At 45.9% G+C, this 19,210-nt stretch carries 13 protein-coding genes and 12 tRNA genes; all 25 read left to right on the top strand.

The genetic code is table 11. The features are described from left to right. The first annotated feature begins 33 nt into the window (after window positions 1-33). The 25 genes from AC58QM_RS30330 (at window position 34) to AC58QM_RS30210 (ending at window position 18,780) form a co-directional block, all read left to right on the top strand. Window positions 34-109: transfer RNA gene (locus AC58QM_RS30330), tRNA-Asn, on the top strand. A gap of 2 nt (window positions 110-111) precedes the next feature. Then, window positions 112-187 (top strand) — tRNA-Thr (locus tag AC58QM_RS30325). A gap of 14 nt (window positions 188-201) precedes the next feature. Continuing rightward, window positions 202-276, top strand: a tRNA-Glu gene (locus tag AC58QM_RS30320). A gap of 14 nt (window positions 277-290) precedes the next feature. Continuing rightward, window positions 291-366: transfer RNA gene (locus AC58QM_RS30315), tRNA-Val, on the top strand. Window positions 367-378: 12 nt separating this feature from the next. Then, window positions 379-451: transfer RNA gene (locus tag AC58QM_RS30310), tRNA-Thr, on the top strand. 10 nt (window positions 452-461) lie between these two features. Further along, a tRNA-Gln gene (locus AC58QM_RS30305) sits at window positions 462-536 on the top strand. A 5-nt stretch (window positions 537-541) separates the two neighbouring features. Then, window positions 542-617 (top strand) — tRNA-Lys (locus tag AC58QM_RS30300). Window positions 618-636: 19 nt separating this feature from the next. After that, window positions 637-716, top strand: a tRNA-Leu gene (locus tag AC58QM_RS30295). Window positions 717-754: 38 nt separating this feature from the next. Beyond that, window positions 755-829: transfer RNA gene (locus tag AC58QM_RS30290), tRNA-Gly, on the top strand. 9 nt (window positions 830-838) lie between these two features. After that, window positions 839-915: transfer RNA gene (locus AC58QM_RS30285), tRNA-Arg, on the top strand. A 26-nt stretch (window positions 916-941) separates the two neighbouring features. Continuing rightward, window positions 942-1,015 (top strand) — tRNA-Pro (locus AC58QM_RS30280). 16 nt (window positions 1,016-1,031) lie between these two features. Beyond that, window positions 1,032-1,102: transfer RNA gene (locus tag AC58QM_RS30275), tRNA-Gly, on the top strand. Window positions 1,103-1,382: 280 nt separating this feature from the next. After that, complete coding sequence (gene ppc, locus AC58QM_RS30270; protein WP_497288485.1) at window positions 1,383-4,169, top strand: phosphoenolpyruvate carboxylase; 2,787 nt, start codon at window positions 1,383-1,385, stop codon at window positions 4,167-4,169. 116 nt (window positions 4,170-4,285) lie between these two features. Then, window positions 4,286-5,155, top strand: a complete 870-nt coding sequence (locus AC58QM_RS30265) for a DMT family transporter (protein WP_497288484.1) — start codon at window positions 4,286-4,288, stop codon at window positions 5,153-5,155. Window positions 5,156-5,236: 81 nt separating this feature from the next. After that, window positions 5,237-5,833 (top strand): RNA polymerase sigma factor SigW, encoded by a 597-nt coding sequence (gene sigW / locus AC58QM_RS30260; protein ID WP_497288483.1) that lies wholly within the window; start codon window positions 5,237-5,239, stop codon window positions 5,831-5,833. 69 nt (window positions 5,834-5,902) lie between these two features. Beyond that, entirely contained in the window at window positions 5,903-6,508 is a 606-nt protein-coding gene (locus AC58QM_RS30255; RefSeq protein ID WP_497288482.1) for a zf-HC2 domain-containing protein, read from the top strand. Between the two features lie 166 nt (window positions 6,509-6,674). Beyond that, a complete protein-coding gene (cdaA, locus tag AC58QM_RS30250; RefSeq protein ID WP_497288481.1) occupies window positions 6,675-7,493 on the top strand; it encodes a diadenylate cyclase CdaA in 819 nt (272 codons plus the stop codon). Next, window positions 7,486-8,730, top strand: coding sequence for a CdaR family protein (locus tag AC58QM_RS30245; RefSeq protein WP_497288480.1), 1,245 nt, complete (start codon window positions 7,486-7,488; stop codon window positions 8,728-8,730). Before cdaA ends, AC58QM_RS30245 begins: the two co-directional genes overlap by 8 nt. Window positions 8,731-8,760: 30 nt before the next feature. Then, window positions 8,761-10,101 (top strand): phosphoglucosamine mutase, encoded by a 1,341-nt coding sequence (glmM, locus tag AC58QM_RS30240; RefSeq protein WP_497288479.1) that lies wholly within the window; start codon window positions 8,761-8,763, stop codon window positions 10,099-10,101. Window positions 10,102-10,555: 454 nt separating this feature from the next. After that, window positions 10,556-12,385: a glutamine--fructose-6-phosphate transaminase (isomerizing) gene (glmS, locus tag AC58QM_RS30235; protein ID WP_497288495.1), complete on the top strand. Its 1,830-nt coding sequence runs from the start codon at window positions 10,556-10,558 to the stop codon at window positions 12,383-12,385. 329 nt (window positions 12,386-12,714) lie between these two features. After that, window positions 12,715-13,614 (top strand): carbohydrate ABC transporter permease, encoded by a 900-nt coding sequence (locus AC58QM_RS30230; RefSeq protein WP_497288478.1) that lies wholly within the window; start codon window positions 12,715-12,717, stop codon window positions 13,612-13,614. An 8-nt stretch (window positions 13,615-13,622) separates the two neighbouring features. Beyond that, complete coding sequence (locus tag AC58QM_RS30225; protein ID WP_497288477.1) at window positions 13,623-14,522, top strand: carbohydrate ABC transporter permease; 900 nt, start codon at window positions 13,623-13,625, stop codon at window positions 14,520-14,522. 52 nt (window positions 14,523-14,574) lie between these two features. Further along, window positions 14,575-15,915 (top strand): ABC transporter substrate-binding protein, encoded by a 1,341-nt coding sequence (locus AC58QM_RS30220; RefSeq protein WP_497288476.1) that lies wholly within the window; start codon window positions 14,575-14,577, stop codon window positions 15,913-15,915. Between the two features lie 21 nt (window positions 15,916-15,936). After that, entirely contained in the window at window positions 15,937-17,487 is a 1,551-nt protein-coding gene (locus tag AC58QM_RS30215; protein ID WP_497288475.1) for a glycoside hydrolase family 3 protein, read from the top strand. A 99-nt stretch (window positions 17,488-17,586) separates the two neighbouring features. After that, window positions 17,587-18,780: an ROK family transcriptional regulator gene (locus tag AC58QM_RS30210; protein ID WP_497288474.1), complete on the top strand. Its 1,194-nt coding sequence runs from the start codon at window positions 17,587-17,589 to the stop codon at window positions 18,778-18,780. Window positions 18,781-19,210 lie beyond the last annotated feature (430 nt).

Genomic DNA, 19,210 nt, shown 5'->3' with positions numbered 1-19,210 from the left:
GTTCTGGGAGAGTAGAACGTTGCCAAGCATTGTTCCCTGATAGCTCAGTTGGTAGAGCACTCGACTGTTAATCGAGTTGTCACAGGTTCGAGTCCTGTTCGGGGAGCCATTGCTTCCATAGCTCAGTCGGTAGAGTGCATCCATGGTAAGGATGAGGTCACCGGTTCGATTCCGGTTGGAAGCTCCAGTAATTTTTAGTAAGGCCCGTTGGTCAAGTGGTTAAGACACCTCCCTTTCACGGAGGTAACAGGGGTTCGAGTCCCCTACGGGTCACCATTTTTAAGTCCCATGGAGGCTTAGCTCAGCTGGGAGAGCATCTGCCTTACAAGCAGAGGGTCGGCGGTTCGATCCCGTCAGCCTCCACCATTAACTTTATATGCCGTTGTAGCTCAACTGGTAGAGCAACTGACTTGTAATCAGTAGGTTGGGGGTTCAAGTCCTCTCGACGGCATGTTTTATATTGGGGATTAGCCAAGCGGTAAGGCAACGGACTTTGACTCCGTCATGCCAAGGTTCAAATCCTTGATCCCCAGCCATTTATGAGTCATTAGCTCAGTTGGTAGAGCACCTGACTTTTAATCAGGGTGTCGTAGGTTCGAATCCTACATGACTCACCATTTGCCTTCTTTACTACATGCGCGTATGGCGGAATTGGCAGACGCACTAGACTTAGGATCTAGCGGGTGACCGTGGGGGTTCAAGTCCCTCTACGCGCATTAAATCCTCAAGTATATTTATATACATGAGGTACCCTGCGGAAGTGGCTCAGCGGTAGAGCATCGCCTTGCCAAGGCGAGGGTCGCGGGTTCGATCCCCGTCTTCCGCTCCAATTTTATATGCGCCCTTAGCTCAGCTGGATAGAGTATTTGACTACGAATCAAAAGGTCGGGAGTTCGAATCTCTCAGGGCGCGCCATTCTTCATTATAAGTTATAAACGTATCGGGATGTAGCTCAGCTTGGTAGAGCACCTGCTTTGGGAGCAGGGGGTCGCATGTTCAAATCGTGTCATCCCGATCATTTTCTAAACTACGCGGGCGTAGTTTAATGGTAGAACTTCAGCCTTCCAAGCTGATCGCGCGGGTTCGATTCCCGCCGCCCGCTTAATAAAGACTGAGCCACCTTCGGGTGGCTTTTTCTTTATATTTACAAATTCATTATATTTGCTGTAAACAGTTTACTCATAAGGGTTGATTGGTCAGGACAAGCTAGTAGAATCTTATCAATACATTAATTACCACCGTAAAACGTACGGTTTTTTTATTTTAATACTATGTGTAGCGGACAGATTGTGGTAAAATATTCTGAAATGAGTTTTTATAGCGACTAGCTTTTGCAGAGAGAAGCATTAATGCATCATAGTGAATAGATGAGGTGGAGAGTAATGGTAGAGAGTGAGATCGTCCAACAAAAACAAAGTACGAATAACTTGCTGCGCAGAGATATTCGTTTTCTTGGGCACATACTAGGTGAAGTTCTCGTACATCAAGGCGGGAATGATCTGCTGGATGTTGTTGAGAAAATTCGTGAAATGAGTAAGTCGTTAAGAGCACACTATGTCATTGAGATCTATGATGAATTTAAGAAAACGATATCTTCACTAGATCCAGAAATTCGTCATCAAGTGATACGAGCTTTCGCTATATACTTCCAACTAGTTAATATTGCTGAACAAAACCATCGTATTCGTCGTAAGCGTGATTACGAGCGCTCCTCTGGTGAATCTGTACAACCAGGTTCCATTGAGAGCATTGTGCAAGAGCTGAAGAATACGCATATTCCTTACGCAGAGGTACAAGAGATTCTTAAAGCGATCTCGCTAGAACTCGTTATGACAGCACATCCAACCGAAGCTATGCGTCGTGCTGTACTTGATATTAATCTGCGTATTTCGGATGATATGATGAAACTGGACAACCCTAACCTAACGTACCGTGAACGCGAGCAATTGCGTGAGAAGCTATTAGGTGAAGTACTTAATCTGTGGCAAACCGATGAGCTGCGTGATCGCAAACCAACGGTAATCGATGAAGTGCGTAACGGGCTGTACTATTTTGATGAGACGCTATTCGATGTACTGCCAGAAGTTTATCATGAGCTTGAACGTTGTTTAAATAAATATTACCCAGAAGATAAATGGCATGTGCCGTCCTTCTTGAAATTTGGTTCTTGGATCGGTGGAGACCGTGACGGAAATCCTTCAGTTAGAGCGAATGTAACATGGGAAACCCTTGGTTTGCACCGTCAATTGGCTTTGCAAAAGTATGAGGAGATTTTGAGAGAATCTTTGGCTCATATGAGTTTCAGCAAGAACATTGTGAATGTGAGCGATGCTCTAATCGAATCTATCCAATGTGACCGTGAAGCGATGGGGAATGTTCAAGATGTATGGCGCAATGAGAAAGAGCCATATCGCATCAAGACGACCTATATGATCGAAAAAATTCACAACACGGGCAATGTGAATGTGCCTGCTTCACAGAAGTACAATAGTCCAGAAGATTTTATTCAAGATTTACAAGTGATGGATACAAGTTTGCGTGCGCACTTTGCAGACTATGTGGCTGATAAATATATTAAGAAGCTAATTCGTCAAGTTGAGCTATTCGGCTTCCACTTAGCTGCTCTGGACATCAGACAGCATAGTAAAGAGCATGAGAATGCGATGACCGAAATTTTAGCGAAAATGGGCATTACGCCAGATTACAGCAAGTTATCTGAGGAAGAGAAGATTACTCTTTTGACGAATGTGCTAAATGATCCACGTCCAATCACTTCAACGTATTTGGACTATTCCGATGGTACGAAGGAATGTCTAGATGTTTATCGTACGGTTGGTAAAGCACAGAAAGAGTTCGGACGCAACTGTATCAACAGTTACCTGATCTCGATGACGCAAGGCGCAAGTGACATGCTTGAAGTTGTTGTGTTTGCCAAAGAGGCGGGCCTATACCGCAGAGAGAGCGACGGTACGGTAATAAGTACGGTTCAGTCTGTTCCCCTTTTCGAAACGATTGACGACCTGCATGCAGCTCCTGGTATCATGAGCACGTTGCTAGCGATCCCTGCTTACCGGGCAAGCCTGGATGCTGAAAACCCACTGCATGAAATTATGTTGGGCTACTCCGACAGTAATAAAGATGGCGGTGTGATTACAGCGAACTGGGAGCTTCGTATGGCGCTTCAAGATATCACGGAGGCTGCTAAGAAATTCGGCGTGAAGCTGAAGTTCTTCCATGGTCGTGGAGGTGCATTAGGTCGTGGCGGTATGCCATTGAACCGAAGCATTCTTGCACAACCAGTTGAAACACTAGGTGGCGGCATCAAAATTACAGAGCAAGGTGAAGTACTATCTTCCCGTTATTCCCTACAAGGGATTGCTTACCGTAGTTTGGAGCAGGCGACATTTGCGTTGATTACAGCTTCGAAGCTGTCCCGATCGCCGCAAAGACACCCACTAGAAGACAAGTGGGAGAACATTATGCGTGGTATTTCGGAGCAAGCTCAAACGAAGTATCAAGACCTTATTTTCAGAGACGAAGACTTCTTAACGTTCTTCAAAGAATCCACTCCGCTTCCGGAGATTGGTGAACTGAATATCGGTTCCCGTCCATCGAAGCGTAAGAATAGCGATAAATTCGAAGATTTGCGTGCGATTCCATGGGTATTCTCATGGACGCAGACGAGATACCTGCTACCAGCATGGTATGCAGCAGGAACTGGCTTGCAAAGCTTTGCACAAGGCAATGAGAGCAACCTAGCGGTCCTCAAAGAAATGTATGAGGATTGGTCCTTCTTCCGCACAATGATTGATAATCTGCAAATGGCGTTAGCAAAAGCAGATCTTCTAATTGCGAAGGAATACGGCAGCTTAGTCAAAGAATCCGCGATTGCAGAGCGTATTTATAATCTAATTAAAGACGAGTATGAATTGACGTCTTCTATTATTTTGCAAATTACAGGTCAGCAAGAGATTCTAGATAATGTTCCTGTGATTCAAGAATCCATCAAATTGCGTAACCCTTACGTGGATCCGCTAAGCTATATGCAGGTTGAACTACTCACTGAGCTTCGCGCACTAAGAGAGAACAATGAAGATGATGCGATTTTACTTCGTGAAGTATTACTTACCATCAATGGGATTGCCGCGGGGCTTCGAAATACGGGCTGATCCTTTAACAACATAGAAATTAACAGGATGATAAAGTCGGGGGCTTGCAGCAATGCAGGCAGCTCGGCTTTTCTTGTAAGTATGGGAATTGCCCAAGTCAGGAGGTGCGCGGCAGCATGGGGCGTTGGTTGGCGATCGTTCTTGTTCTTATTGGGGCTTCAAGTTATGGGTTGCTTTCTTCGTTTATCAAAATGGCCTATGATCAAGGATTTACAGATGGACAAATTACACCTGCGCAGATGACGATGGGAACATTATTGGTATGGGTCTTGATTCTTTTTCACAAAAAATCGTGGGTAAATCCTTTCAAGGGACCTTGGATTAAGCTTGGGTTGATTGGGATTTTTGGACTGTCGCTAACGACAGTCGTTTATAATATTGCGTTGGAGGAGCTCGATGCCTCGCTGTGCATTATTCTTCTTTTTCAATTTACGTGGATGACGATTGCTATGGATTGTATCGTGAACCGAAGATTGCCTAAACGCATGGAAGGGATTGCGATTGCACTCATTCTGGCAGGGACGCTGCTTGCAGTGAATGTGTTCGATACCGACTGGGGAGAGCTTAGCATTCTGGGTATACTATATGGACTTCTATCCGCGTTAACTTATAGTATTTTTCTGTTCTTCACGGGACAAGTGGTGAGTGCACTGCCTCCGCTCATGAATTCTGCTATTATGCTTACAGCCGCGTTGCCGGTGATGTATGTTTTGTACCCGCCGACAGTGTTTGTTCATGAAAATGGTGGTATGCTGTTGCTATGGGGGCTGTTATTAGGCTTATTAGGCCAAGCAATACCTACGGTATCCTTTAACATCGGTATTCCCAAGATCGGTAGCACGCTTGCTGCTATGCTGGGTTCTGTGGAACTGCCTGTGGCTATTCTCGCTGCTGCGCTGCTTATCGGGGAGCCAATTGGTGGGTTGCAATGGGGAGGCATGGCCCTGATTCTAAGCGGAATTATAATTTCTGAAAACAAATCGTAATTTCTGCGTATATAAGTAGTAGAGGGAATTGAATGTTCACTAAATGGTAGTTGAATTGTCGAGAAGCCGGAGGAAAACCAATTGAACTTTGTTGAAGCACGACTGGCTAAGCTGGCCAGTAATGGGGATCGTAATGCTTTTGCAGAGCTCGTGGAGCTCTATAAAGACAAGATCTTTCATTTGGCTTACCGCATGCTGAATAACAAGCAAGAAGCCGAAGATGCCGTGCAAGAAACGTTCTTGCGCGTGTATACGAATTTACATCGCTATGATGAGAATCAGAAGTTTTCGACGTGGATTTTTCGGATAGGGACAAACTTATGTATTGATAAGCTGCGACGAAGGAAGCAGACATATTCGCTGGATGCAGAAATGACAGATGGTGAAGGCAATGATTACTACGCTATGCTCCCTAGCAATGAGGACACGCCGGAGAAGCAGTTAATCGTATCGGAAACGCAGGCACAAATTCACAGAGCGATTGAAACGCTGCCTGAGAAATATAAATCGGTTGTCATTCTCAGATACTTGCATGATATGTCCCTGCAAGAAATAAGCGATGTTCTCGATATGCCCGTGACGACGATAAAGACCCGTGTTCACAGGGGACGAGAGTACTTACGGAAAAGGCTAGAGCAGGAGGAACAAGTTGTTAGTACAAATCCTGTTCGAATTTGAAACATATTTGAAATCGAAACGTATGGTATATCACAACATGCAAAAGTCTAAGAAAGGGGTGGCTGTAACGTGAATTGTAAGGAAGCCCTCCCGCTCATACATGAATACCTCGACGGTGATTTGCCAAAGACGGAAGCTCTACAATTGAAAGAGCATTTGATCGCCTGTCAGGCGTGTAATAACTCTTTCAAGCAACTAGAGAAAACGGATGCTTTGGTTAGAATGCTGCCCTCCATCAAAATACCTGATAACTTGACTGCACAGATTATGAGCGGATTACCACCAACGAAAAAGAAGAATACCTGGACCGACTGGGTTCGCAGACATCCTGCTGTTTCGGTGGCTGTTGTTTTTGGAGCAGTTATGTTCGGAAGCTTCATATCCATGTGGGATGACGATCAGAATCTTATGGTGCAGGGAAGTAACCTACAGGATGTCGTTATTCAAGGGGATACGGTGATTGTACCGCAAGGACATACTGTGAAGGGTGATCTTGTGGTGAAACGCGGTGAACTGAAGGTTGAAGGCGATGTAACGGGGAATGTCGTCGTGATCGATGGTTCAGTCAATCTAGCCTCAACGGCACATATATCAGGGGAAGTCAAACAAGTCGATGAAGCATTGAGCTGGGTCTGGTACAAATTAGGTGAATTCGTAGGAAAAATCGCGCCTTAATGAAACGTCCCTTATAGCAGAGACTATAGGGGACGTTTTTTATTTTTATATAGGAAAAATGAACCAATTCTTGTACGATGAGTCTAGATAAATAGAAGTATACCTAGGTTTATGATATGATCCTTTTATAGAGAGAACTTTGTTTAGTCGCCTGGGGGAGAATACAATGGATTTGCTCACGAGCATTTCGGCTAAGGATATCGTCGATATACTCATCGTTAGCTATGTGATTTATAAATTGATCCTTTTGGTGCGCGGAACAAGGGCCATTCAGCTGATGAAGGGTATCCTCGTCGTTGTCATTACATGGGTCATTAGTATTTGGTTCCAATTAAGTACGCTCCAATGGATGATGAATCAAGCATTTACGTTCGGGGTGCTTGGGGTTATTATTATTTTCCAACCTGAGCTAAGACGAGCTCTAGAGCAGTTAGGTCGAGGAAAGCTATTCAGCAGTAGATCTTCATCAGAAGAAGATCAAGATGTGAACAAACGAATTAGCGAAGTGATTCGGGCTGCGAATTATTTGGCCAAGCGTAAGATTGGGGCATTAATTGTTTTTGAGAAAGAGACTGGACTTACAGACTATGTAGAATCCGGTATTGCGATAGAGAGCAAAATCAGCGGAGAGCTGTTAATTAATATTTTCATCCCCAATACCCCTCTTCATGATGGCGCGGTCATTATTCGACAAGGGCAGCTGATGGCGGCGGGTTGTTATTTACCCCTGTCTGAAAATCCGTTCATCTCGAAGGAACTGGGGACTCGGCATCGTGCAGCAATCGGTATGAGTGAGGTTTCGGATGCGATGTGTGTCATTGTTTCCGAGGAGACAGGTCAAATTTCTCTTACCATGAATGGGCATATTGTGCGAGATATTAAAGAAGAATCGCTGATATCTAAGCTGTTTGAAGAGTTAAAGCCCAAAACAAAGGCGAAAGAAAAGAACCCTTTCTTGAAATGGAGGGGGCGTTCGAATGGATAAATGGTTACGTAACACGAATGTTGTTCGGATTGTAGCCCTAGTGATTGGGGTTCTGCTATGGGTTGTTGTTCACATGGAAGAGACCAATATTTCGGGGAATTCACCGCTGCGTGAACGTGTGGAAACGATCAATAACGTCTCCATTACAACAAAATATGATGAAACCCATTATTACATATCGTCAATGTCGCCAGCGAATGTTCAGGTGATCCTGCGAGGCAAGGAATCATCGGTTAAGAAAGTGACAGCAAGCAATACGTATCAGATTCAGCTCGATTTGACGCAAGTAGGCAAAGGTGATCATCAAGTTACGCTTACACCTGTGGGGATTCCCTCGGATATCGATGTAGAGATCGTTCCTAGGACCGTCCACGTCATGATAGAAGAGCTGCAGATGAAAGAGGTACCTGTTATCATTAATGTCAAAGGAACGCCTGCAGCAGGCCTCAAAGCGGGACAACCTATTGTGAAGCCTGGTAAGGTGTACATTACTGCGCAGACGAGTAAACTCGATCAGATTGAAAATGTCCGCGGCGAAGTCTCTGTGGATAAGGCACAATCAGCGGTAACGAAGCAAGTTAGATTGCAGGCTTTTGATAAGGAAGGCAAAGAAGTTACATTGAACATTAACCCTTCGGTTGTCGATGTAGAAGTGCCGATCACAAGTCCGTTCCAAACAATTCCGTTACAGCTGAAAATAACCGGTGAACCACCTGCTGGTTTTGGCATCGCGATGATTACGCAAACACCTGATAAAGTCACGGTATACGGAGCTCAAGATGTCGTAGATCGTCTGGAATTTTATCAAGGTCCGCAGCTTAGTCTGCAAGATTTGAAAGAAACGAAGGATTTTGCACTGGACATTCCTCTTAGGAATAAAGTAACACAATTAGATCCTGCGAAGGTGACGGTCCATGTTGAAGTTGTCCCTTCGATAACGAAAGCAGTAGAGAACGTACCGATTACGATTATTGGTCAAAATGAAAATTACGAAACCAAAGTAACGCAGCCTGCTACGGCTACCTTGAATATTACGGTAGAGGGTGCTCCTGCCATTATTGACCAATTGAAAGTTCAAGATATTCAAGCGATACTAGATGTTAGTAATTTGCCACCTGGCAAACATGAATTGAAAGTCACTTTAAATATGCCGACTTTTGTGAAGCTGGGGCTTCCACAAGATGTGAAGGCGATCGTTGAAATCAATGAGAAAAACGTTAAAGCAACAAATCCATAATGGGGAATAGAGAAAGAGGAGAATACGAAAATGGGGAAATATTTTGGTACAGATGGTGTGCGCGGAGTCGCTAATGGCGAACTCACACCAGAATTGGCATATAAGGTAGGACGCTGCGGCGGGTATGTGTTAACCAGACAGGCTAAGCATCCGAAAGTCGTGATCGGGAGAGATACACGCATTTCGGGGCCGATGCTTGAGGCATCCCTTGTAGCTGGATTGTTATCGATTGGTGTTGAGGTGATTCGCATTGGTGTAGTGAGTACGCCAGCGGTTGCTTATTTGACAAAAAAGCTAGGCGCAGACGCAGGCGTGATGATCTCTGCTTCACATAACCCGGTTGAGGATAACGGGATTAAGTTCTTTGGCGGCGACGGCTTCAAGCTATTAGATGAAACGGAGCTTGAGATTGAACAGCTGCTGGATGCAGCCGTTGATGAATTGCCTCGCCCTGTAGGCGGCGAGATTGGTACGGTTTCGGATCAGATGGATGCGAAGCATCTCTATCTGGCGTTCTTGAAGGAGACGGTGTCCGCGCCTTTCGCCGGCGTCAAGGTTGTTCTTGACTGTGCGAATGGCTCCGCCTATGAGTTGGCTCCTTTGGTCTTCCGCGAGCTAGGAGCGGAAGTGATCACCATCGGCGCAGAGCCGAATGGGCGCAACATCAACGATGATTGCGGATCCACCCACCCTGAGAAGCTTCGCGACGAGGTGGTTAAGCATGGCGCAGCCATCGGGCTTGCTTTTGACGGCGACGCGGATCGTCTGATCGCGATCGATGAGAAGGGCGATGAAGTCGACGGCGACTTCATCTTGAGTATTCTTGGCGATGCGCTGAATCGCAAAGGTAAGCTAAACCACAGCACCATTGTGACGACGGTGATGGCGAATATTGGCTTTTTCAAGGGGATTGAAAAAGCGGGCTTGAAGGCTCTGCAAACAGCTGTAGGCGATCGCTACGTGATGGAAGAAATGCGTAAAGGCGGCTACAACCTTGGTGGCGAGCAATCTGGTCATGTTATTTTCCTGGACTACATCTCGACAGGTGATGGCATTTTAACAGCATTGCAATTGGTTAATACACTTGTGGAATCCAAACGCAAGCTGAGCGAATTAAAAGGCATTATGCGTAAATTCCCGCAATTGCTTGTTAACATCCGAGTAGCGGATAAAAGCAAGCTGAAGGATAACCTGGTCATCGAAGAAGCAATCCGTAAGGTGGAAGATGAGCTCGGCGATAACGGCCGTGTATTGGTTCGACCATCAGGAACAGAGTCCTTGATTCGTGTTATGGCGGAAGGCCCAGATAAAGAGCAAGTAGAAGCATATGTGCACGATATTGCGAAGGTCATTCAAGAGCAATTGGTCTAATCATAGGGTGCTAGTCCCCCATTTTGCTAGATAATAGCGAGATGGGGGACCCAGCATGCCAAAAACAAGTTGCAATGCCAAGTTAAAATGCATATGATGAAGTTACTCAAGAAGGAAAGGCAGGGTTGAGGTTATTGGTAACAAATAGCGCCAGAACTCACAAGCGGGACGGAAATGTAGGCTTTACAGCTACTACTACGCGGTGAGTTGACGAGGTGAAGGTGTTCGAAACATTCGGCGGGGACCTTCCGGCACGAGGAGTGCCGTTAAGTTGGAGAGCAAAATCGTTCGGGCGACCGGGCAGACAAGTATCCAACATCTATTAATGTTTTTTTCTTGTACACGTAATGAACGCCCTTATAGATGGTTTATTTAGTTATGTTTGATAGCAAATTCAGATCCTTGACAAACAGCCCTTATAGAAGAGGCTTATAAAAATATGGAGGTTGTAACTATGTGCGGTATCGTTGGTTATATTGGAAAGCGTAATTCTCAGGAGATTTTATTGGATGGCCTTAAAAAGTTAGAGTATCGAGGCTATGATTCTGCTGGGGTAGCGGTGTATACAGCGGATGGCTTGCAAATTAAGAAGGCTAAAGGCCGTATTGCGAACTTGGAGTCGAAGCTTGGTGAAACGCCATTGAACGGAAGCGTTGGCATCGGGCATACACGTTGGGCTACTCATGGTAAGCCTTCGGACGTGAATTCGCATCCACACACCGATAATTCTTTGAAATTCTCCGTTGTTCATAACGGGATTATTGAGAATTATATTGCGCTGAAAGAAGAGTTAATCGCGAAAGGACATGTGTTCGTATCGGAAACGGATACAGAAGTTATTTCGCATTTGATCGCGAGTTTGTACGAGGGAGATATCCTTAAAGCTGTTCAAAAAGCGGTGAAGCACATGACAGGTGCGTTTGCGCTTGGTGTTTTGACGGAGTTCGAACCAGACCGCCTTGTTGCTGTACGCCAAGCTAGCCCGCTTATTATTGGGATTGGCGAAGGTGAGAACTTCATCGGTTCGGATATTCCAGCGATTCTAGAGTATACACGCAATGTGTTCATTCTGAATGATGGCGAAATGGCGCTACTGACGCGTGATGCTGTCGAATTAATGACTTTAGAGGGGAATTTTATTTCCAGGGAAATGTTCCATGTCGATTGGGACATTGTTACGGCGGAAAAAGCCGGATTTGATCATTTCATGTTGAAAGAAATCTATGACCAACCGAAAGCATACCGCGATACAATGGGAAGTCGTATTGCTCCTGACGGTAAGAGTGTGACGTTGAACGAGCTTACGATTACGCCGGAGGCGATTCGTAATATCAGCCGCGTGCATATCGTCGCTTGTGGAACTGCATTCCACGCAGGAATGGTAGGGAAATATGTGATTGAGAAAATGGCGCGTATTCCGGTGGAAACGGATGTAGCGTCTGAATATCGTTATCGTTCCCCGATTATCACAAAGGATACGCTTGTGATTGTTGTGAGCCAATCCGGTGAAACGGCGGATACGTTAGCAGCGCTGCGTGAAGCGAAACGTTGTGGTGCACACGTGTTGGCGATTACGAATGTTGTAGGAAGCTCCGTTGCGCGTGAGGCGAACGATATCATTACAACATGGGCAGGACCGGAAATTGCGGTAGCTTCGACGAAAGCGTACACGTCGCAATTGATTGGTTTCTACCTTCTGGGCTTGCACCTGGCGCAAGTACTTGGCACGCAAACGCCTGAGGAAATCGAAGAAGTCATTACGGCTATGAAGGCGTTGCCTGAACAGGTTAGCGAGATCCTAGAGCAAGCGGATGCGTTGAAGGTTGTTGCTGAAGAGATGGCGAAGCATGATAATCTGTTCTTTATCGGCAGAGGCTTAGATTATGCAGTCGCGCTGGAAGGCTCCCTGAAGCTAAAAGAGATCTCTTACATTCACTCCGAGGCGTATGCAGCGGGTGAGTTGAAGCATGGTACGCTTGCGTTGATTGAGGATGATATCCCGGTAATCGCATTAGCGACGCAGCATGAGTTGCTTGAGAAAACGGTGAGTAACATTAAAGAAGTGAAGGCGCGCGGCGCGAATGTGCTGGGTATTGCCGTGGAAGGTGAAACGGAGCTGCAGAAGTCGGTAGATAGCACGTTCATTATTCCGAAAACGTTGGATTTGTTGACGCCTGCGTTGTCTGTAATTCCTTTGCAGTTGTTGTCTTACTATGCGTCGTTGGCGCGTGGGAATGACGTTGATAAGCCGAGGAACCTTGCCAAAAGCGTAACAGTTGAGTAAGTAAAAGAATGAAGAACATTCTGAATACTGTTGCAAAATAAAGTTGTAACTCGACGGATTTCAGTATCCAAAGAAAAAATAAAAGCTCAGGCTCGCGGAAAATCGCGGCTTGAGCTTTTTTGCTATAATCAGTTAATTTATCAACAAACTTCATCTAAATAATTATTTTGTACAGTGGATTAATTAAAAATACAATAAATCAGTCAATTTCTGTGAAAAATAACAATTCGAATTCAATTTTTATATTAATAATTGACGCAAATCGTAATTTAGGCATATAATCAAAATAATTAGTCCAGTGAACAAATAAATAGAAACGGGGGCACAACGTGAAAAGAAAATATTCTGACTACGCGATTGGTTACGCTTTCACACTTCCTTATTTGATAGGGGCGTTCGTACTCTTCCTAATTCCAGCAGGCATGTCCTTGTATTATTCCTTTACAAGATTCAAGGTCATTTCGGCGCCAACCTTCAATGGATTGGATAACTTCCAACAACTGATGGACGACAAGCAGTTCTGGATTGCTTTTAAAAACACATGGCTGTTTGCGCTTCTATATGTACCTATGCAGGTCATAATCCCATTGATATTCGCCGTGCTGCTTTACAACTCGGGCAGTTACATCAAAGGGAAATTTGCTAGCGTGCTTCGCGCCGTTTATTATTTTCCGGCTATCCCATCCTGGTTCATTATCGGTATGGTGTGGATATGGCTGCTCAGCCCGGATATCGGCATTGTCAATCAACTATTATCGCTATTAGGGATGTCTAAGGTCGCATTTCTCCAGGTAGATTCGGCAACGATTATTCCGACGCTCGCAGCGGTAGGCGTATGGAAAGGCTTGGGTTACGCCATGTTTATTTATTACATAGGACTCAATAACATACCGGAGACGTTGTACGAAGCCGCAGAAATCGATGGAGTGAACAGCTGGCAGCGGCTGCGAAATATAACGGCTCCACTGCTTTCTCCAACTATTTTCCTCGTGCTAATCTTGGCGATCTCCGATGCTTTCCGAACATTTGATCAGCATTTTGTAATGGTGTATAACCGCAGCAACATGTATTCGAAGTCGCATCTCATGGTCTATTTGTACGAAAAGGCGTTCCGATTTCTGGATATGGGGTATGCCTCGCTGATTGCGTGGGTTGTCTTTCTCTGCTTGATCCTGATTACGCTGGTCATTCTTAAACTCCAGAAAACATGGGTTCATTATGAAGAATAGGAGAAAACATGATGGCAAATAACACAGTGCTGGACACCACCTTATTGAGCAGCAAAAAGGCCGTAGGATCCACCAAACATTCAGTTTGGGGCATCGTCTCTACCATTATCCTTTTGCTAGGAGCAGCGAGTATGGTGCTTCCTTTCATATGGCTCATCCTCGCTTCGCTAAAAACAAATGCGGAGTTCTACAATTCCTTTAACTGGATGCCAGCCAAGCTTCAATGGAGCAACTATAAGGAACTAATATTTCCCAAGCAGGGGCCAACCTTCTTGCTGTACGTGTTCAATACCGTGAAAATCACGGTGCTATCCGTTTTTGGCATGGTCGCTTCCTGCAGCCTGGTCGCTTTTGCGATTGCCCGAATCGATTTTCCAGGGAAAAATTTTATTTTCGGCTTCGCTGTCATATCGATGTTCTTACCCGTTCAAGTAACCATGATTCCGCAGTTTATCATCTTCAAGGACCTCGGATGGATCGGTACGCATTTGCCGCTTATCGTACCTTCCTTTTTTGGAGGAGCCTTTGGGATCGTGCTGATGAGGCAGTATTACCGGTCGATCTCGAAAGAGTTTGATGAAGCAGCCAAGATGGATGGGGCTGGGTGGTTCGCCATTTACGCCAAAATCCATTTGCCCATCGTCGCCTCTCCGATGATTACCCTTGCGGTTCTCACATTCCAGGAAAAGTGGGCTGAGCTGCTGTACCCGATGATTTTTATTGGCAAAAACAAAGATTTATGGACGATGGTGCTAAGAATCAAGGATATTTCCACAGGTCAGTATAATTCTCGTCCTGAACTCGAAATGGCGGGAGATGTTTTGCTCGTCATTCCCGTCATCCTACTGTTTATTTTTGCCCAAAAGTATTTTACAAAGAGTCTGACTTCTTCCGGTGTGAAAGGATAGCATCCTTTTATATATGTAAACACAACAATAATGAGTATGGGGGGATTTTTTCTTGAAAAAAGTCATGTTAACATCCTTAACGGCCGTCATTTCTTCATCCATCGCATTGTCCGGTTGCAGCTCCAACAGTGGATCTGTTGCCAGTCCTGAGGCATCGAAAGCGCCGACGGCATCGAGTTCAGCAAGCGCTGCGCCATCGAAAGCTCCTGTTAAAATCAAAGTCGCGTATTACTCCGATGAAACGGCGCGCGCTACGATGGGGAACATCATCAAGAAGTTCATGGAGACCAATAAGAACATTACGGTCGAAGACATCGCGACCGACTGGCAGACACACTATGACAATCTGAAAGTGGACCTTGCGGCAGGGCAGGGACCGACTGTATTTTTGTTGGATGGCCCTTACATACCTCAATATTCGACGGAAAAAACGATTCAGGACTTAACTGCGTATACGAAGGACATTAAGCTCGACGATTACTACGGGTTTGATGCGATTAAGACGCCGCAAGGCAAAATCTTTGGCGTTCCACAGGCGATTCAGGTAAACGCTCTTTACTATAATAAAGAGATGTTTGATAAAGCAGGGGTTGCTTACCCGACAGATAATTGGACAACGGATGATGTCTATCAAGCGGCAAAGAAATTGACCGACAAGAACAGCAAGCAGTTCGGGATCGGCCTTCCACAGCATATCCGTTATGGCTGGTATACGGTTGTACGTCAATTTGGCGGAGATATGCTTAACAAGGAACGTACGAAAAGCACGATGGTAAGTGATCCTAAAGTAAAGGAAGCCTTCGAATATATGAAGAAATTTTGGGATGAAAGCTTGACGCCTGGCTTGAAGGATCAAGAAGGCGAAATCAGCAATAAGTACTATACTTGGATGTCGCGCAAAATCGTTGCGATGTTCTACGATAACTACGCCAGAAGATTGACCAACGACAAAGAAGGTGTGAAATATGATGTTGCCGTTGTGCCAAAAAGTCCGAATGGCGGCGTGAATTATAGCGCATTCGTTGCCAATACGTGGGTGATGAACGCAAAAGCTACTGAGGCGGAAAAGCAAGCGGGTTGGGAATTTATGAAATACTTCCTGGGTGAAGATGCGCAAAAGTTGAATTCGACACTTGCCGAAGGTATTACGGCGAATAAGAAAGTGGCTCAAGCTGCCATCGCCGATCACAAAGGCGCGCCAGAACATATCAAAGTTTTCTTAGATAATATGAAATATGCGGGTGACTTAGGCGACAACGTGGTATGGGAAGAGTGGATGGGTGCCGTTGATCCTATCATTAAAGACTATTTGTCTGGCAAAATCGACATCAACAAGCTGTTGAACGAAGGAGATAAAGCCGCTCAAGCCGTACTGGATAAAGCAAAAAAATAAGAAGTATGAGGATTTGAACCTATGACAAACCACCATTTTGAACCGATCATCATGAGCATGAGAAATTTATCACTGGAAGAGAAAGTGGCCGAAATGTGTGTGCTCGGACTTGCGAAGCAGACGCCGCCGTCCGAAGACGAGAGCAGGCTGGGACAGATTGGCGGCGTCGGCATTTTTCCGCATGATATTGGGTCGTATGCTTATACGAAGAAGCTGCTGCAAGAGGTGCGTGAAGCGGCAGGCAAGAATCGGGACGGAGTACCCTTTTATATGTCGATCGATGAGGAAGCAGGGAGCTTGTCGAATTTTAAGGAGTTTTTTCCTTATATCCCTGGGAATCGTGCTGTTGGGGTAAGTGAGGAGCCACAAACTGCTTATGCCCTTGGAAGATTGGTCGGCAGTCAGTTGCATGAACTCGGTATTCCGATGAATTGGGCTCCGGTCCTGGATGTGAATACGAACATCGACAATCCGGTCATTGGCATCCGCGCGTTTGGCGAAGATCCGCAGCTTGTCGCGGCATTTGGGGAGGCCTACATTCAAGGGCTGCATAGCGCAGGGATTGCGTCCACGGCGAAGCATTTTCCAGGCCACGGACAGGTTAGCGGTGACTCGCATTATGTGCTGCCAGAGTGCGAGCTCACGGTGGAGGATCTACTGGCGGGACCGTTGATCCCTTTTCAAAGGGCGATTGCAGCGCAAGTGGATTCGATTATGCTGGCTCATCTCATTTTTCCAAACATCCCTGAGTCAGAGGGACTTCCTGCCTCTTTAAGCAAGTATTTCGTGACGAATTTGCTGAGGGAGCAGCTTGGCTTTGAAGGCGTTATTTGCACGGACGATGTGGAGATGGGTGCAATCAAAAAGAATTTCGAGCCTGAGGAAGTCGGCAAATTGGCTATTCTGGCGGGGAATGACATGATTCTTATGTGCCATACCCCGGATTTTCAACAGAGAGTCATGAATGGTATTGTTCAGGCGGTGAGAGCGGGAGAGATTGCCGAATCGCAAATTGATGCTTCCTTGGTTCGGATTGAGCGGCTCAAAAACAATTTCAGCCTATACCGTGAAAAGGCGCAGCCGCTTCCTATGGAGACATGGGAGGCAGAGGCGCTGGCGATTGCCAAAGCAACTATCCTCATTGAGCAGGATCCGGCTGCGCTGCTGCCGTTATCTCCAACTACGAAGTATGTGCTTTTGGTTCCAAGGCAGGAACAGCTAACCATTGCAGATAATGCGGCTGTCAGTGAACTGATACTGGGGGCGAAGTTGCTGGAACACAACATCCACATGAAGACCGTCTATACGTCCATGCAGCCAAGCGAGGAAGAGATTGAAGCGATGATGGCGGAGATTACGCCTTACGATGTTGTGATGTTAGGAACAATTAATGCACATATTTATGATGGACAGCTTCAGTTAGCTCGGCGGATTGCAAAAGCAAAGCCGCTGCTCGCCATCGTACTGCGTAATCCGTATGATGCTGCGCTTTTGCCGCAGGAGGCCAGCAAGGTACTGATTTGTTCCACCTCCGATTATGCCATGCGAGCATTTGCGGAGCTACATTGTTGATTGTTTGAGTCCAAATTTGTATTGCTCGCATGACTAATGTATATGCATTATTTTTGTTATAATGGTAGTAGAAGAGCTAGGAAGGCAGAAGGGATACTTATGAAAGCAATCAAAGGTAATTTGCAGCTCATGAAAGAAATCAATACGGCGTCCGTATTGAACTTGCTTCATCGAGAAGGCAAACTCTCACGCGCCGAAATTTCAACGGTCACGAAGCTCAGCGCTACGACCGTTTCTGCGCTGGTTGAGGATCTGATAGCTCAGGGCATTGTGACCGAGACGGGCGAAAGACCATCCGTCGGAGCAGGGCGCAAGGCGATCGCGCTGCAAATCAATAAAGACGGAGGCTATGTGGTCGGCATATCGCTGGGCAGCAACTATCTAATCAGCGCTGTGCTTAACCTGCACGGGGAATGCATCGCTGAATTCAAAACGAAGATTGCTTCCGGGAATGAAGCTATCGCAGAGCAGATAAGGATTGCCCTTCAAAGCTGTCTGGATCAGCAGAGCATGCTCGATTCCGGTACGATTATGGGTGTTGGTATTGCAGCTCCAGGCATTATTGATGAGAAGGGAGCGACGATTGTCTACTCCAATCATCTGAAACTGGCGAATCTTAACATAAAAGAGCAGCTCAGGGTGAGCTATCCGGACATTCCGATTCGTGTGATGAATGATTCGAATGCAGCCGCATTTGCCGAATATTACTCTGGTGTCGGGAAAAATAAGCGAAGCATGCTCTATATCACCATTCATGAGGGGATCGGGTCGGGTATTATTCTGAATGGCGAAATATATTCAGGCTTTCTGGGAGCTGCCGGTGAAATTGGCCACATTCCCGTTGAATCGAACGGGGCATTATGCTTATGTGGCAGGCATGGCTGCATCGAGACGGTTCTCACAACGCCGTACATCTTGGACAAATGTCAGGCGGCGGCCCGGGGTGCCGAACAACCTGTGCCGAATTCGATGGAGGATGTCATCACTGCCTACGAAAAAGGTGAAGTGTGGCTTCAACCAGTTTTTGCAAAAGTGCTGACAACGATGACGATGATGGTTGCTTCCGCAATCAATCTGCTGAGTCCTGAAATTCTGGTCATCGAAGGTTGGATGAATGACAGCCCCCGATTCATCCGCGAGCTTCATGCTGAACTTGCTTTATTTCCGTTCCCGATCGCGTTCACGGAAGATCGTTTTGCCGCCGCATCCTACGGGGAAAAAGGCGCCCTACAAGGCGCTGCTACCGGTATGCTCCAGCAAATTTTCGGCGCATCGTCGCTAATTGCTGACTAAATGAATGCGAAGAACCTGCCCTCTTGATGGAAGGGGGCAGGTTTTTTGGTGATTTCACTATTTATAGATTTTACCCGTTTATTTATCCAGAAGTCCCATGCTCTGATACGGAGATGAGGAGTGAAGCCTGAAATCATCTGTCATTGGCGTTTGTAGTTGCCAAGTACTTGGTGATGTGTATGGGTTTATTCCAGTATGCGATCCTGCTTGGATGCATTTATACAGATTACCGTTTTGATAGACATAATCTCCATATTGGTAATAGATCGCGATGTTCCACCATTGTGAATAATCATCCCACAATTCAACCGTGCTCCAGTCAAAATTAGCCGGGAAATTCGGATCTTTAAATTGGACGGGAGAAATATTGGCGACAGTGGTATTGCCTGATGCGCTTATATGGCTGTTTGACCCATTGTTTCCTCCAAGT

It is taken from the genome of Paenibacillus sp. J22P165 (assembly GCF_059692015.1).
This window is presented reverse-complemented; position numbering and strand designations above follow the sequence as displayed.

Bases quoted from the DNA above. Each gene is read 5' to 3' on its own strand.
- ppc (WP_497288485.1), top strand. From the start codon at position 1,383: ATGGTAGAGAGTGAGATCGTCCAACAAAAACAAAGTACGAATAACTTG.
- AC58QM_RS30265 (WP_497288484.1), top strand. From the start codon at position 4,286: ATGGGGCGTTGGTTGGCGATCGTTCTTGTTCTTATTGGGGCTTCAAGT.
- cdaA (WP_497288481.1), top strand. From the start codon at position 6,675: ATGGATTTGCTCACGAGCATTTCGGCTAAGGATATCGTCGATATACTC.
- AC58QM_RS30245 (WP_497288480.1), top strand. From the start codon at position 7,486: ATGGATAAATGGTTACGTAACACGAATGTTGTTCGGATTGTAGCCCTA.
- glmM (WP_497288479.1), top strand. From the start codon at position 8,761: ATGGGGAAATATTTTGGTACAGATGGTGTGCGCGGAGTCGCTAATGGC.
- glmS (WP_497288495.1), top strand. From the start codon at position 10,556: ATGTGCGGTATCGTTGGTTATATTGGAAAGCGTAATTCTCAGGAGATT.
- AC58QM_RS30225 (WP_497288477.1), top strand. From the start codon at position 13,623: ATGATGGCAAATAACACAGTGCTGGACACCACCTTATTGAGCAGCAAA.
- AC58QM_RS30215 (WP_497288475.1), top strand. From the start codon at position 15,937: ATGACAAACCACCATTTTGAACCGATCATCATGAGCATGAGAAATTTA.
- AC58QM_RS30210 (WP_497288474.1), top strand. From the start codon at position 17,587: ATGAAAGCAATCAAAGGTAATTTGCAGCTCATGAAAGAAATCAATACG.